This window comes from Pseudoduganella sp. jia 12, assembly GCF_055502675.1.
The window spans coordinates 50,784-64,783 of record NZ_JBUXKP010000018.1; the positions used below are offsets into that span (position 1 = coordinate 50,784).

Consider the following 14,000-nt stretch of genomic DNA (forward strand, 5'->3'; position numbering starts at 1 on the left):
CGGGTCAGTTGGCGAACTGGAATTCCACCAGCGTGTCGTCGCTCCACGAGCGGTCCGCCAGCGGCGGGTTGAACACGCGGCGGTAATGGCGGTTGACGGGAATCTGCTCGCGGCGCGCGCCGTCGCGCAGCCAGGCCGAGCGCAGCGGCGCCGGCGCGTCGAAGCCCATGTGCATCGTCATCGCGCGGCACGGTCCGCCGCTGGCCGACAGCGCGGCGCGTGCCGGCGGCGCCAGGTCTTCCTGTTCGATCGCCCACTGCACGGCGCACTGCGCGCGCAGGTCGCCCAGCCGGCGCGCATCGGCCGGCACGCCGGGGCTGCGCACGTCGGGCCGCCAGCGGAACGCATTCTTTTTCTTGTTCAGCACCAGTGCCGCGCCATCGCGCAGCGCCTGCTCGTTGCGCGGCAGCGTGAAGCCGCCGTCGGCATCGAGCCGCACCGGCAGGTTGACGGCGTCGCCGACGATCTTCAGTTCCAGCCCGGCCAGGCTCTCGTCGCGGCTGGCGGGACGCAGCAGGAAGCGCAGCGAACCCCGCGGCGCATGGCCGCGCGCGGCGTCGAACGCGTCCAGGCCCTTGGCCATCGTTGCGTAGGCCTTCAGCTCCGGGTCGCGCACGTTGCTGACTTCGACGATGGGTTGTGCCGTTGCCGAAAGCACCACGAAGGCAAGGGAAAGAAGCGGGAATTTCATCGAAGAGGCAACGGTCGGGCAAAACGCACATGGTAACAGCAGCGCCTGTGCCGGTAAAATAGCGGATTGTTCCAGACATTCAGAAGGTAACAGCATGGCCATCCAATGGTTCCCCGGGCACATGAACGCCGCCAAGAAGAAGGCGGCCGAGCAGATGGCGGATGTCGACGTCGTCATCGAAGTCGTCGATGCCCGCCTGCCGCAGGCCAGCACCAATCCGCTGGTCGAGGAACTGCGCAAGTTCCGTTCGAAGCCATGCCTGAAGGTGCTGAACAAGATCGACCTGGCCGATCCGGACGCCACCAGCGCGTGGATCCGCCACTTCGAGCAGGACAGCACGGTCACCGCCTATGCGATGACGACCAAGAAGCCGTCCGACGTGGCGAAGGTGATCGACAAGGCGCGCGCGCTGGCGCCGCACCGCGGCGTGCCGACCAAGCCGCTGCGCATGATGATCATGGGGATCCCCAATGTGGGCAAGTCCACGCTGATGAACGCGCTGCTCAAGCGCCGCGTGGCCAAGGTGGGTGACGAACCGGCGGTGACGAAGACGCAGCAGAAGATCTACCTCGACATGAACACGGCCATCATCGACACGCCGGGCCTGCTGTGGCCGAAGATCGAAATGCCGAGCGACGGCCTGGCGCTGGCCGCCAGCCACGCGATCGGCGCCAACGCGCTGATCGAGGAAGAGGTGGCCGAATGGCTGGCCACCGAGCTGCTCGCGCGCTACCCGCAACTGCTCGCCGCCCGCTACGGCTTCAAGCTCGAAGGCATGGATGGCATCGCCGTCGTCGAAGGCATCGCGCAACGGCGCGGCTTCCGCGTCCGCGGCGGCGACTGGGATTTCGAAAAGGCGTCGCACATGCTGCTGCAGGACTACCGCAGCGGCGCCCTCGGGCGTATCTCGCTGGAGACGCCGGAAACCCGCGCCGCCGCGCTGGCCGTGTTCGCCGAGAAGGAGCGCATCAAGGCCGAAGCCGCCGCCGCGAAGGCCGCCGAGAAGGAAGCCGAGCGGATGAAGGGCAAGCGGGGAACGTAATTCGCCGGCGGCCCTCGTTCGGCCGCCATGCCTGGAACGGCCGGATGCGACCTCGCAGGCAAACCGGTGTCCGACACTATTTTCCGGAAAATTCGCCCGGAAAATAGTGTCGGACACCAGGCCTCGGCGGATCAGCCGTTGCCGAACCTGAAACTGCTGACGGCCAGCGCGCCCATGAACGCATCCTCGTGATAAACGACGGCGGCCGGATCGTCCTCGGCGGCGCCGAGCGCCACCATCAGCGGCAGCAGGTGTTCTTCGCGCGGGTGGGCGGCGCGGGCGGCCGGGGCGCGGTCCCAGTTCATCAGCGCGATGGTGCGCTCCCTGGGCGGCAATGCCATCGCCTGCCGCAGCCAGCCATCGAACTGGTGCGACGCGGCGGCGCCGGCACCGTTGAAGGCGCGCAGGTTGTGGTAACTGAGCCCGCTGCCCACGATCAGCACACCCTCGTCGCGCAGCGGCCGCAGCGCGCGGCCCGCCGCCAGGTGGTCCAGGGGATCGAGCCCGCGTTTCAGCGACAGTTGCACGATCGGCACGTCCGCTTCCGGGAACACCGGGTACATCGCCGAGAAGGTGCCATGGTCGAAACCGCGTTCCCCGTCGAGCCCGGCGGCAATGCCGGCATCCGCCAGCAGCGACTGCGCGCGCGAGGCCAATGCCGGCGATCCCGGTGCGCCATACCGGATCTGGTAGGTGTGCGGCGGGAAGCCGCCATAGTCGTAGATCATGCCAGGCCGTTCGCCGGACGACAGCGCGAAGTCGCCGCCTTCCCAATGCGCCGTCACCGCCAGCACGGCCTTTGGTTTTCCGCCGACCTGGCGGGGAATGTCGCGCAGCGACGCATCCAGCGCGTCGTAAGCGCCGCCGAATTCGGTTTTCATCCACGGCCACGGGCCGCCGCCATGCGACAGGAAATAAGTGGGCAACATGCTGCGCTCCATCGTTTGAACGCGACGACTATACGGCGGCCCGCCCGCCGCCGCAACGGCCAAAAAATCGATACTGACGTTCGACGGATTCGCTGCCTGGTGGCCGATGCCGGCGCCATTCAATGCCGCCGCGCCGGGCCGGCCGCATCTACTCCTGCATCTACTCCTGCATCTACTCCTGCTTCTGCTCCTGCTTCCGAGCGAGCGCCACCAGTGCGAACAGCCGCGTCATGCGCATCCATGCCAGCACCAGCACGACCAGCTGCGCCAGCAGCAGCGCGCCGAGCGTGCCGGCGGGGCCGATGGCCGGCACGTGCATCCGGCACCAGCCCAGCATCGCCGCCAGCGCCAGGCCTCCCACGGTCGGTACCAGCCACGCCAGCAGCGCGGCCCCCGGGCGTTGCGCCAGCAGGCGCAGCCCAGCACCCCACGCCCGGATCGCGCCCGTGCGCCGGCGGTCGATCGCCAGCATGGCGCGGCCCGCGTCCACCGTCAGGTTCGCCAGCAGCACCAGCACCACGGCGGCGGTGGCCGCGGCGACCTGCCATGGCAGCGTGTCGTCATAGGTGATGGCGCGGTCGGCATGCTGCCGCGCCTCGTCCGCCAGCCAGCCGCCGGCCAGGGCGGCCGCGCCGAGCGGCACCACGGCCCAGGCCAGCATGCGCGCCATGCGCGGGTACTGTTCGCCGGCGCCCGCGAGCAGCTCGCGCAGCCGCGGCGCTTGCGGCGCCCGTGCGGCCGTGATCGCCGCACCGGTCAAAAAGGGCGACAGCAACAGCGTGACGAGCAGCGCGCCCAGCCCCGTTGCCGTCATCGTGCCCCGCTCGCGTTCGAACGCCGTGGCCAGGTCGGTAAGCGCCACCATGTCCAGCGACCGCGCCAGCGCCGCCACGTGCACGGAGTGATCGAGTTCGCGCGCCAGCAGCATCCACACGGGCAGCGAGGCCAGCACGGCCGGCAGCAGCAGGCAGGCAAGCCACAGCAGCAGCAGGCGCCATTGCAGCGCCGCGCGGGCGGCATCGGGCAGGCGGCTCATATCGCCGCCACCAGCGCGAGCAGGGCCTGCGCCGCGGCCGCGAAATCGAGCGTCCAGCGCCGCGTGGCGGCGTCGTCCGCCTGCGCCGTGCGCGTGTCGTCGAGCTTGTTCGTGTCGAGCAGGTGGCGGCGTTCCGGGTCCAGCTCGGCCGACACGGCCGGCACACCCTTCACCCACTCGAAACGCCGCCAGGGCGTGTCGCCGTTCCACCGCACGGTTTCGCGGTCGCCATTGGCGAATTTCACCACCAGTACCTGGGGCACGGCCGCGCCGCGGCGGCGCACCACGACCGTGGTCCTGTACTTCGGTGCCGGCGCCGATGCGGCGGACGACTCGGCGGCCAGCATGCCCGGCGTCACTTCCACCTGCCTGCCGCCGCGCGGCGCGAAGCCCGGCTGCGGTGCCACTGCCTCGCTGGCCAGCGAAGCGATGCGGTCGTCCACTTTCCGCGTGGCGTACACCTGCTGGGCGAACACGGTTTCCACCAGGGCGCGCTGGCCGCTGACCTCGGCGATCGTTTCCCGCAGGTCCGCCGCGCTCGGATGCCGGAATTGCCAGCGCCGATAGTACTCCCTGAACGCGCGGTCCATCGTTTCCGTGCCCAGCTGCGCCTGCAGGTCGTGCAGCATCACGGCCGTGCGCGAGTAGGCGGGACCCACGCCTTCGAGCCGGTCATAGGCGTTGGCGCCGATGGGGTCGGCCGGTTCCTCGCGCGGCGCATCGAAGCGCTCGCCGGGGAAACCGCCGAACGCGAAAGCGCCGCCGCCACTAAGCAGCGACGCCAGCACCGGCAGCGAAGCGGGGCGCTGGCCCAGCATGCGCACGTTCCAGTATTCGTTCACGCCTTCGTCGAGCATCGGCTCTTCGAACTCGTTGCTGGCCAGGATGCCGTGGAAGTACATGTGCGCGAATTCATGCACGGTGACGAAGTCGAGGTCGTAGCGGTCGCGCGTGCCGGGCGACACATCGCGCACGCTGTCGGTGGAGAAGAACGTGGGGTATTCCATGCTGCCCGCGTGGGCGGCGTTGAACGGCGGGATCACCACGGTGAGCGTGCCGTAAGGGTAGGGGCCCAGCCTGGCGGCGAAATAGTCCAGCGATTTCCTCGTCATCTCCAGCACCGGCGCCGCGTTCGACGCATAGTCGGGCGGGTACAGGACCGTGATGTCCACCGGCTTGCCGGCGGGCCCGGAACCTGGCGCGGTCCACGTGGCGCGCAGCGGCGGTGCGGTGCGGCTGTCCGCCGTCCAGGCGAAATCGTGCACGTCGCCCTGCGCGTAGTGATGGGTCACGTGCCCGCCGCTTTCCACCGGCTTGCCCTGCAGCGCCCCCGTGGCGCCCACCGTGTACCCCTTCGGCACCGTCAGCTTCACGTCATAGTGGCCGAAATCCGCGTAGTACTCGGAATCGGTGTGGTACTCGTGCACGTTCCAGCGCACGGCCGTGGCACCGCGTTCGCCCGGCAGTTCCAGCACGCCGATCTTCGGGAACCATTGCGCCACCAGGTGGAACGTGCCGAAGTAGCCGGTGCGCGCCGTCACGCGCGGCAGCTGGTCGAAGAATCCGATGTCGAGCGTGGTGCTGGCGCCGGGCGCCACGCCCTGGGGCAAATCCAGCCGCACCACGGTGCGGTCGGTCGGCGGGCCGCCATCCGGTTGCACGAATGTCCACGGCACGTCCACGGCCCCCTGGCGCACATGGCGCAGGTCGATGTAGCCCCATTCGCCTTCGCCCATGCCGTCGGCCAGACCCTGGGCGCGCAGTTCCGTGTTGAACGTGCTGTCGCCGTTGCGGAACGCGTTCAGGTACAGGTGCAGGTAGACGCTGTGCACGGTGCGGTCGCTGCGGTTGCGCCAGGTGAGCTGCTGCCGGCCATCGATCGTGTGGCGCACCGGGTCGAGCCGCGCCTCGATCCGGTAGTTCGCCACCCGGTCGGACAATGTTGCCTCGGTGCCCGTGCGCGGGCCGCCCCATGCGCCCGCGGCACTGGGCGTGGCCACGGCCGCGGCGTGCGGCGGCGCGAACGGAATGTCCTGGCGGGCGGCGGGCGCGATGCCCTGGGCCAGCGGCGCCGGCTGGACCAGCACGACCACGGCCGCGGCGGCGGCCACCATGAGGGAATGCAGGACGCGCATGCTGATCCTTTTGCGGGGGGCGATGCGGTGACTATAGCGAGCCTGATGCCTGTCCGGCAACGCTTTTGTCCTCTTAAACGGAGCTTAATTGCACAGTGAGCGCCCGATGAGCCCACACTACGTTACTTACACTGGCGCAAAAAATGGTAATCTCGCGGCGTTTGTAATCCCATGCGAATCAACCAGGAAGGAAGATACATGCGTCCAATGCGCCGCTTCATGCTTGCCGCCACCGCCACGCTGGCGTTGTCCGCCACGTTTGCCGCCACGTCCCATGCTGCCGGGCCGGGTTACACGACCCTGAGCACGCCGGTTCCCGCGACCGCGCCGGGCAAGAAGGTCGAGGTCATCGAATTCTTCATGTACACGTGCCCGCACTGCTACTCGCTCGATCCGCTGCTGGAAGAGTGGGTCAAGAAGCAGGGCGACCGCATCGTGTTCAAGCGGCTGCACTTCGCGCAGAGCCCGACCGATCCACTGGCGCATGCGTACCTGACGCTCGAAGCGATGGGCCAGACCGAGGCCGTGCACAGCAAGATCCTGCGCGCCATCCACGGCGAGCGCCAGCGCATCTACCGCAGCGACGACGAAATGAAACAATTCCTCGTCAAGAACGGCATCGACAAGACACGCTATGAACAGCTCTTTAATTCTTTCAGCGTGCAGACTAAGATGAAGCAACTGGCAGGCACGATCGCGAAATACCAGGTCAGCTCGGCGCCCACGCTCGTCGTCGATGGCCGCTACATGACTTCGCCGTCGATCGCCGGCGCCGCGGGCATCTCGGAAACGCAGGCCGGCCGCCAGACGATGGCCGTGCTGGACCAGCTCGTCGCCAAGGCCGCGGCCGAGAAGAAGTAACCGTATTCATCCCCGTACACGTCACAGCCAGGAAGCAGGAGTATCGTCATGACCGATCGCGAAAAAGGCATCATGGAAGCGTTCGACGCGCTGGAGCCCGACGAACGGCGGCTCTTCAACGTCAGCAACGTCAACCACCTGGCATGGACCCTCGTGGTCCTGCTGGTGATTCTTGCCTGCTGGCTGGCGGCCGCCCTCGTCAACGCCGAGAACCAGCGCCATGCGTTGATGACGAAGCAATGCCAGGACCGCGTGTTCAAGGAAGAGGTCGACAAGATGTGCCTGCTGACCGTGCGCTCGCGCGACCACTGGTGGCAGCATCTCGGCTACGGCCTGGGGCATTTGACCCCGGAAAAGTGAGCGATACAGCCTGACGAAAAAGCCCGCGACCGCGGGCTTTTTGTTACCATCCGCCAGCCCGCGCATGCGGGCTTTCCTGACTTGTCCGCCAGCCCGCGGGTGCGGGCTTTCCTGTTTTTTCCGCGCCGACAATCCGTTACAACTACCCGACAAACGACGACAGACGTCCCCCAATACCGAGCGCAGCATTGGACGAAGCGACATGCCCGATGCAAGCAAGCATTCGAACCGGCACCGGTTTTTGGGGAACAGTCTGCGGGTGATGCCATGGCCATGTGCAGCGAGCCAGGGATTGCTGCAGCCATATCATCTTGTTGCGCAATACTGTTCAGCGCATCCATGATTGGAAATGCCATGTGTAAGAACCACGATGTCTATGCCAATGTTTCCCGTGTCTATGCGTCAGCCCGCATGGCGCCCGATCCGGACCGCTGCATGGTCGCTCCGTCGCCGGAACTCAACGACCGGCTGCGCAAGGAGATCGCGGAGTTGAGTACCCAGTTCACCAGCCGCAGCGGCCTGCGCCTGCGCGCGACCGAACCCCGGGCCGAGGGCTTCAACGACGGGATGATCATTCCCCCCACGGACTTCCCGCTCGGCACATCGCCCAGCGTCATCCGGAACCAGGCGCTCGACCGGGCGCCGCTGCATGGCACCGTGCGGGTCATCGTGGTGCTGGTCGATTTCAGCGACCGGCCGATGGCCAGGAGCGCGAGCGACCTCAATCAGCTGTTCTTCTCGACTGGCGTGATTCCCACGGGGAGCGTGCGCGAATATTTTACCGAGGTCACGCATGGCCTCGTCGACCTGCAGGGCCAGGTCGTCGGACCCTTCAGGATGCCGCAGACGCTGGCCACCTACTGCCACGGCGACTCCGGCACCGGTGCCGCGCTGCCGAATGCGCGCACGATGGCCAGGGATGCGTTGACCGCCGCCGACCCGAGCGTCAATTTCGGGCCGTATGACAACGACGGCAATGGCTTCGTGGATGCCTTCGTCGTCGTGCACGCCGGGGCCGGCGCGGAGCAGACGGGCAGCAGCAACGACATCTGGTCCCATAAGTGGACGCTCCCCTCGGGGGCCGTGACGACCGACGGCACCAAGGTGTTCGGCTACCTGACCGTTCCCGAGGACTGCAGGATCGGGGTGTGCGCCCACGAACTGGGCCACCTGCTGTTCGGTTTCCCCGACCTGTACGATACGGACGGCAGTTCCGAAGGCATCGGCCGCTTCTGCCTGATGGCTGCGGGAAGCTGGGGCGGCGGCGGCGACACGCCGGCCCACCCCTCGGCCTGGTGCAAGGCCAACCAGGGCTGGGCCACCGTCGACAACGTCACGGTCAACGGCATGCGTTCCATCGCCGACGTGAAGGACAGCCATTCGGTGCTGCGCCTGTGGAAGGACGGCGGTTCGGGGTCCGAGTATTTCCTGGTCGAGAACCGGCAGCAGACACGGTTCGATGCATCCCTGCCTGGCGGCGGGCTGCTCATCTGGCACATCGACGAATCGGTTGCCACCAATGCCAACGAGGCGCGCTACAAGGTGGCGCTGGTACAGGCCGACAACGAGAAGGATCTGGAAAATGCCAGCAACCGCGGCGACGCCGGCGACCCTTATCCCGGCAGCACCGGCAACTCGTCGTTCACCAACACCTCGGCGCCGAACTCCAAGTCGTACGCCGGCCAGAATACCTGCGTGTCCGTGACCAGTATCAGCGCGCCGGGGGCCGTGATGACGGCCAGTGTCAAGGTCAAGTGCGGCCTGAAGGCGGCCAAGGAATTCATCAAGGACAAGGAGTTCGTCAAGGAGCTCAGGCCCGAGAAGCCCATCGTGGACAAGCAGATCGACAAGCAGATCGACAAGCGGCCGGAAAAACCGGTGATCGACAAGTCGATCTCGTTCGATAAACCGTTCGACAAGCAAGTCGACAAGCAGGTCGACAAGCCCATCGACAAGCCGGTCGACAAGCCGGTCGACAAGCCCGCCGACGGCGGCCTGCCCGGCGGTTTCGGCCGCGGGGCGGGCGATCCGGGCATGATGGAAGCCCGCATGGCGCAGCTCGAGGCCCTTGTCGGCACCCTGCTGGGGCAAGGGGGCATGCAGGGCATGCAGGGTGGGCAGGGTGGGCAGGGTGGGCAGGGCATGCAGGGCGGCCAGGGCACGCAAGGAGCACAGGGACAAGGACTACAGCCGTTCATCGGCGCGGGATTGCGCCCCGACCTGAGCCAGGGGGCGCTGGCCGACGAGGACGACGCAAGGCAGGATGCCATGCGGCGCGGCGATGCCGCCGGCAAGCGCTCGTACGACACCAAGCCCGGCGACGTCTGAGCCGCCATGCTGGTCATACGCCATCTCTACGACCCGGTCGCCGACACGCTTGCCGGCGCACTCGGGCCACGGCTGCGCAGCCTGGTGATCGAAGGCTGGCTTGCCGGGTGCAGCTTCACCCACTCGGTCGGGCAGGGCGGTGTCGCCAGCGAGGTTCGCAGGCAGGGCGGGCCCGTGCTGCTCGATGGCGCGACCGGCATCGTGCTCAACCGGGTGCGCCACGTGCCGGTGCCGGCGTTCCACCGGTCCGGCCAGGCGGACCGCGACTACGCGTCCGCCGAAGCGACGGCCGCGTTCTGGAGCTGCCTCGCAGGCCTGGACTGCCCGGTGCTCAACGACATGGCGCTGCTGCACATGGCCGGCCACGGCCGGCCAGGGCTCGCCACCGCCGGCCATGCCGCGCGCGCCGGCCTGCGCACGCACACGCTGCGCATGGCCACGCGTTCGCGCCTGGGGGAACCCGGCAGGCTCGGGCCGGTCGGTGCCGCGGACGGCCCCGTGCCGGCCGTGGGTGCGCCCGTGTTTTCGCACCTGCCTGCCGACGGCGAACCGGGCGCGCTTTGGGTGATCGGGGAGGAAGTCATGGGCGAACTGCAGGGCGTGGAGCACGCAGCCGTACGGGCATTCGCCCGGTCGACGGGGCTTGGTTTCGGCGTGGTGCGGTTCGTGCGCGGCCCGGATGGCCACTGGCGATGGTCGGGGTTCGACGCGACCCCATTGGAAGCGCCACCCGCGGTGATCGGCGCGCTGCTCCGGCACATGGAGCGCCATGCGGGACGCGTCGCTCATGGAGCAAAGCATGGGACAGCGCATGGGGCATCGCAGGGAGCAGCGCATGGCGTACTGCCCCGGGGAGCGCTCGCATGATACTTCTCTCGGGTATTCCTTCCGAGCCGCCCGTCGCCATGGCGCTGGCCAGCGCCGAGGCGCTGGGCATCCCCTGCGTGCTGCTCAACCAGCGATCGTTCGCCCACGACGAGATGGAGCTCGACTATGCCGACGGCACCTGCACGGGAGCGATGACCGTCGGCGGCCAGGTGTATCCGCTCGAGCGCTTCCGCGGCATCTACCTGCGCACCACCGATGCGTCGACCTTGCCGGAACTGTCGCGGATGGGCAAGGCCTGGGATGGGGCGTTGCTGGCGGCCCGTGCGCATGCTTGGGGGGAAATGCTCGTGCAGTGGACCGAGATCGCGCCGCAGCGTGTCGCCAACCGGCTTTCCGCCACCCTGTCCAATTACTCGAAACCGTATCAATCGCAGGTCATCCGCCGGGCGGGTTTCGCGGTGCCGGAAACGATCGTGACGAACGAACCGGCTTGCGTCCACGCGTTTCGCGCCAGGCACGGGCGGGTCATCTATAAATCCACCAGCGCGGTGCGCTCCATCGTGCGTGTCCTCGACGATGCCGCGCTGGCCCGGCTGGACAGCATCCGCGCGCTGCCCACGCAGTTCCAGCAATTCATCGACGGCGAGAATATCCGGGTCCACGTCGTGGGCGGCAGCGTGTTCGCCGCGCGCATCATCAGCGATGCCGTCGATTACCGGTATGCCGGCAGGGACGGCCTCGATGTCGAGATGGTTCCCTTCGAGCTGCCGGACCGGGAGAGGGGACGTTGCCTCGCGTTGTCGGGCGCGCTGGCCCTGCCATTGTGCGGCATCGACTTCAAGCGCACGCCCGGTGGCGAATACGTGTGCTTCGAGGTGAATCCGTCGCCGGCGTATAGTTATTACCAGGAGCAGACGAACCTGCCGATTTCGGATGCGCTCGTGCGCTACCTGGATGGACAAGGCTGATCGAACACTTGACGGAGGATGCAACATGCAGGTCGTGGAAAACTGGGCCTGGGCAACATGCCGGATCGAGGCGGTGCACGATCAGGGGCAAGGGACGGAACTCGAGGCGACCGTGGAATCGACCGCCCCGGTGCAGGGCTTTCCCGACCTGCTGGCGCAGTACACCGGCAAGCGGGTGCGCATCGCGCTCGGAATTCCAACGGCCCTTCCGCCGGTCCTGCCGCCGGGAAGCCGGTTCAGGATCAAGGCGCGCGTCGCCGGCCCCGGCGTCATCCGGGGAGACGCCGATTCCATCTCGGCTGCCGGCTGACGCGCCCCGTCCTAATCCGCCATCAACTTACTATCAACTTACCATCAGCTTCGTCGACTTGAGCTGCGCGCTGTCCGGTCCCGCGTGGATGGTGAAGCTGCCCGGTTCGACCACGCGCTTCATGTCCACGTTGTGGAACCACAGGTCCGATGGCTTGATGTCGAACACCAGCGTCTTCCTTTCGCCCGGTTGCAGCGTCACGCGCCGGAACGCCTTCAGCTCCAGCACGGGGCGCGTCACGGACGACACGTCGTCGCGGATGTAGACCTGCACCACCTCGTCGCCCGCCACCGCGCCGGTGTTGGCCACGTCCACTTCGACCTGCGTGGTTTCGTCCGGCCGGATCGTGGCCTTCCTCAGCCGCGGTGCCGAGATGTCGAACGTCGTATAGGACAGGCCGAAACCGAACGGATACAGCGGCTTCGTGCTGCCGTCGATATAGCCGCGCCGTGCCGAAGGCTTGTGGTTGTAGAAGATCGGCAGCTGGCCCACGTTGCGCGCCACCGATACGGGCAGCTTGCCGCCCGGGTTGACGCGGCCGAACAGCACGTCCGCCGCCGCGTTGCCCGTCTCCTGGCCCAGGTACCAGCCTTCGACGATCGCGTCGGCCCGCTCGGCCAGGAGGTTGATCGACATGGGCCTGCCATTGAGCAGGAACACGACCGTCGGCTTGCCCAGGTCGAAGATGGCCTTTGCGAGGTCGTTTTGCTGGCCCATCAGGTCCAGCGTGGCGCGGTCGCCCAGGTGCTTGTCGGCCCACGCTTCGCGGCTGGTCATCTCGTTGTCGCCCAGCACCAGCACGATCGTGTCGGCCGATTTCGCCGCCGCCACCGCCTCGGCGATCAGCCGCGCATTGACTTCCGGCGCGGTGAAGCGGATCTCGTCCTTGCCCCAGATGCGTTCCTCGGTGATGCGCACGCCTTCGCGGTAGTCGAAGCCGAAGCCCTGCGCCTTGGCCTCTGCCTGCAGCGCGTCGTGGATCGACACCACCTTGCGGGGAATGTCGGAATACCCGCCGATCGGCGTGTCCTTCGCGTGCGTGCCGAGCAGCAGCAGCTTGCCCGTCCTGTTCGCCCGCAGCGGCAGCACGCCCTTGTCGTTCTTCAGCAGCACCACGGAGCGGCCGGCGGCTTCGCGCGCCAGCGCCACGTCGGCCGCCGTCGCCGTCTGCGCATCGGCCTGCGCCGCATCGGCATACGGGTTCTCGAACAGGCCCGCCAGGAACTTCAGTTCCAGGATGCGGCGCACCATCGCGTCGATCTCCTTTTCGGAAACCCGGCCTTCCTTCACCAGTTCCGCCAGGTGCCGGTAGCCGTGGCCATCCGGCGTTTCGATGTCGACACCGGCTTTTACCGCGTAGTAGCCGGCTTCCTTCGGCGTGGCGGCCATGCCGTGGCGCGTGACCAGTTCGCGGATGCCCATGTAGTCGGACACCATCACGCCCTTGAAGCCCCATTCCTTGCGGGCGACGCCGTCCAGCATCCACCGGTTCGCGTGCGACGGTACGCCGCCGATCTCGTTATACGACGGCATGATGGCGGCCACCGTGGTTTCCTTCACGAGGCGCTCGAACGGCGGGAAGAAATCCTCGCGCAGTGTCCGTTCCGACACCTCGGCCGGGCCGATGTTGGTGCCCGACTCGGGCTGGCCGTGGCCGGTCATGTGCTTGAGCGTCGTCAGCACCTTGTCCTTCGCGAGCTGGCGCGACGTGCCGGAAAAGCCGATCACGGCGGCCTTGCCGATTTCCGCGCACAGGTGCGGGTCTTCGCCATAGGTTTCCTCGATGCGGCCCCAGCGCGGTTCGCGCGCCACGTCCACCACGGGCGCCAGCGCGAAGTTCGCGCCGCGTGCGCGCATCTCCTTCGCGGCCACCGCGAACACCCGCGTCACCAGGTCGGTATCGAACGACGACGCCAGGCCGATCGCCTGCGGGAACGACGTGGCGTCGCGCGCCGCGTAGCCGTGCAGCGCTTCCTCGTGCATGAAGAGGGGAATGCCCAGGCGCGTCTGCTCCAGCGCCCATTTCTGCGCGGCGTTCACATACTCCGCCGTCTCCCGCGCGCCGCGGTTCGGGCGCGCGCCATCGTCGCCGGCCGCCGCGGCGGCACCGGCTTCGGACTTGCCTTGCCGGTCCGAAGGACGCGCCAGCATGCCGATCCCGTTCGGATAAACCTTCGCTGCCTTCGTGGCCGAAAAGGCGCCATTGTCTTCGATCTTGCCCTTTTCGATCCATACGCAATCCATCTGCGCGATCTTTTCCGCCAGCGTCATCCGCTTCAGCAAGTCCTCCACGCGTTTCGGCACCGGCGCGGCCGGATCCTTGTACGTCGGGCGGGCCGTGGCGGCCATCGACAGCGTGGGGACCGCGCCGGCGGCGGCCATCGTGGCCAGGAAACGGCGGCGGCCGTTGTTCGAATCGTGTTGCATGTGTCTCCTTTGTTTTGTGTTCATGCTGCGGATGAGTCCGTGTTGCCGGACTACAGTCCGGCAACACGGGCTCATCCGTTCAGCA

Annotated in this window: 12 protein-coding genes; 7 read left to right on the forward strand and 5 right to left on the reverse strand. The window is 67.5% G+C overall.

The features are described 5' to 3' along the window. Nucleotides 1-4 precede the first annotated feature (4 nt). Nucleotides 5-691 carry a hypothetical protein gene (locus ACY65G_RS28545; RefSeq protein ID WP_465000663.1) on the reverse strand — a complete coding sequence of 229 codons (687 nt, stop codon included), beginning with the start codon at nucleotides 689-691 and terminating at the stop codon, nucleotides 5-7. Between the two features lie 94 nt (nucleotides 692-785). On the opposite strand from ACY65G_RS28545, the gene ylqF reads away from it, so the two are divergent. Continuing rightward, nucleotides 786-1,733, forward strand: a complete 948-nt coding sequence (ylqF, locus tag ACY65G_RS28550; RefSeq protein ID WP_465000664.1) for a ribosome biogenesis GTPase YlqF — start codon at nucleotides 786-788, stop codon at nucleotides 1,731-1,733. A gap of 131 nt (nucleotides 1,734-1,864) precedes the next feature. Here the strand turns inward: ylqF and ACY65G_RS28555 are convergent, their stop codons facing one another. From ACY65G_RS28555 to ACY65G_RS28565, 3 genes are all read right to left on the reverse strand, one after another. Beyond that, on the reverse strand, nucleotides 1,865-2,662 hold the full coding sequence (locus tag ACY65G_RS28555) for a DODA-type extradiol aromatic ring-opening family dioxygenase (RefSeq protein WP_465000665.1): 798 nt from the start codon (nucleotides 2,660-2,662) through the stop codon (nucleotides 1,865-1,867). Between the two features lie 172 nt (nucleotides 2,663-2,834). Next, entirely contained in the window at nucleotides 2,835-3,698 is an 864-nt protein-coding gene (locus ACY65G_RS28560; protein ID WP_465000666.1) for a hypothetical protein, read from the reverse strand. Then, on the reverse strand, nucleotides 3,695-5,833 hold the full coding sequence (locus ACY65G_RS28565) for a M1 family metallopeptidase (RefSeq protein ID WP_465000667.1): 2,139 nt from the start codon (nucleotides 5,831-5,833) through the stop codon (nucleotides 3,695-3,697). The genes ACY65G_RS28560 and ACY65G_RS28565 overlap by 4 nt, the downstream gene beginning before the upstream one ends. A gap of 198 nt (nucleotides 5,834-6,031) precedes the next feature. Here ACY65G_RS28565 and ACY65G_RS28570 point away from each other — a divergent pair, with 198 nt between their 5' ends. The 6 genes from ACY65G_RS28570 to ACY65G_RS28595 all read left to right on the forward strand — a co-directional run bounded on the left by ACY65G_RS28570 (nucleotide 6,032) and on the right by ACY65G_RS28595 (nucleotide 11,488). Next, nucleotides 6,032-6,694, forward strand: a complete 663-nt coding sequence (locus tag ACY65G_RS28570) for a thiol:disulfide interchange protein DsbA/DsbL (RefSeq protein ID WP_465000668.1) — start codon at nucleotides 6,032-6,034, stop codon at nucleotides 6,692-6,694. 48 nt (nucleotides 6,695-6,742) lie between these two features. Further along, nucleotides 6,743-7,054: a hypothetical protein gene (locus ACY65G_RS28575; RefSeq protein ID WP_465000669.1), complete on the forward strand. Its 312-nt coding sequence runs from the start codon at nucleotides 6,743-6,745 to the stop codon at nucleotides 7,052-7,054. Nucleotides 7,055-7,408: 354 nt separating this feature from the next. After that, nucleotides 7,409-9,382, forward strand: a complete 1,974-nt coding sequence (locus ACY65G_RS28580; protein WP_465000670.1) for a M6 family metalloprotease domain-containing protein — start codon at nucleotides 7,409-7,411, stop codon at nucleotides 9,380-9,382. A gap of 6 nt (nucleotides 9,383-9,388) precedes the next feature. Further along, complete coding sequence (locus ACY65G_RS28585; protein WP_465000671.1) at nucleotides 9,389-10,249, forward strand: hypothetical protein; 861 nt, start codon at nucleotides 9,389-9,391, stop codon at nucleotides 10,247-10,249. Further along, nucleotides 10,246-11,178, forward strand: coding sequence for an ATP-grasp domain-containing protein (locus tag ACY65G_RS28590; protein ID WP_465000672.1), 933 nt, complete (start codon nucleotides 10,246-10,248; stop codon nucleotides 11,176-11,178). Before ACY65G_RS28585 ends, ACY65G_RS28590 begins: the two co-directional genes overlap by 4 nt. A 25-nt stretch (nucleotides 11,179-11,203) precedes the next feature. Continuing rightward, entirely contained in the window at nucleotides 11,204-11,488 is a 285-nt protein-coding gene (locus ACY65G_RS28595) for a hypothetical protein (RefSeq protein WP_465000673.1), read from the forward strand. 33 nt (nucleotides 11,489-11,521) lie between these two features. Here the strand turns inward: ACY65G_RS28595 and ACY65G_RS28600 are convergent, their stop codons facing one another. Next, nucleotides 11,522-13,915: a glycoside hydrolase family 3 N-terminal domain-containing protein gene (locus ACY65G_RS28600; protein ID WP_465000674.1), complete on the reverse strand. Its 2,394-nt coding sequence runs from the start codon at nucleotides 13,913-13,915 to the stop codon at nucleotides 11,522-11,524. Nucleotides 13,916-14,000 lie beyond the last annotated feature (85 nt).

Coding starts and splice junctions, on each gene's coding strand:
- ACY65G_RS28585 (WP_465000671.1), top strand. CDS start 9,389: ATGCTGGTCATACGCCATCTCTACGACCCGGTCGCCGACACGCTTGCC.
- ACY65G_RS28600 (WP_465000674.1), bottom strand. CDS start 13,915: ATGCAACACGATTCGAACAACGGCCGCCGCCGTTTCCTGGCCACGATG.
- ylqF (WP_465000664.1), top strand. CDS start 786: ATGGCCATCCAATGGTTCCCCGGGCACATGAACGCCGCCAAGAAGAAG.
- ACY65G_RS28580 (WP_465000670.1), top strand. CDS start 7,409: ATGTGTAAGAACCACGATGTCTATGCCAATGTTTCCCGTGTCTATGCG.
- ACY65G_RS28570 (WP_465000668.1), top strand. CDS start 6,032: ATGCGTCCAATGCGCCGCTTCATGCTTGCCGCCACCGCCACGCTGGCG.
- ACY65G_RS28560 (WP_465000666.1), bottom strand. CDS start 3,698: ATGAGCCGCCTGCCCGATGCCGCCCGCGCGGCGCTGCAATGGCGCCTG.
- ACY65G_RS28545 (WP_465000663.1), bottom strand. CDS start 691: ATGAAATTCCCGCTTCTTTCCCTTGCCTTCGTGGTGCTTTCGGCAACG.
- ACY65G_RS28575 (WP_465000669.1), top strand. CDS start 6,743: ATGACCGATCGCGAAAAAGGCATCATGGAAGCGTTCGACGCGCTGGAG.
- ACY65G_RS28590 (WP_465000672.1), top strand. CDS start 10,246: ATGATACTTCTCTCGGGTATTCCTTCCGAGCCGCCCGTCGCCATGGCG.
- ACY65G_RS28565 (WP_465000667.1), bottom strand. CDS start 5,833: ATGCGCGTCCTGCATTCCCTCATGGTGGCCGCCGCCGCGGCCGTGGTC.
- ACY65G_RS28595 (WP_465000673.1), top strand. CDS start 11,204: ATGCAGGTCGTGGAAAACTGGGCCTGGGCAACATGCCGGATCGAGGCG.
- ACY65G_RS28555 (WP_465000665.1), bottom strand. CDS start 2,662: ATGTTGCCCACTTATTTCCTGTCGCATGGCGGCGGCCCGTGGCCGTGG.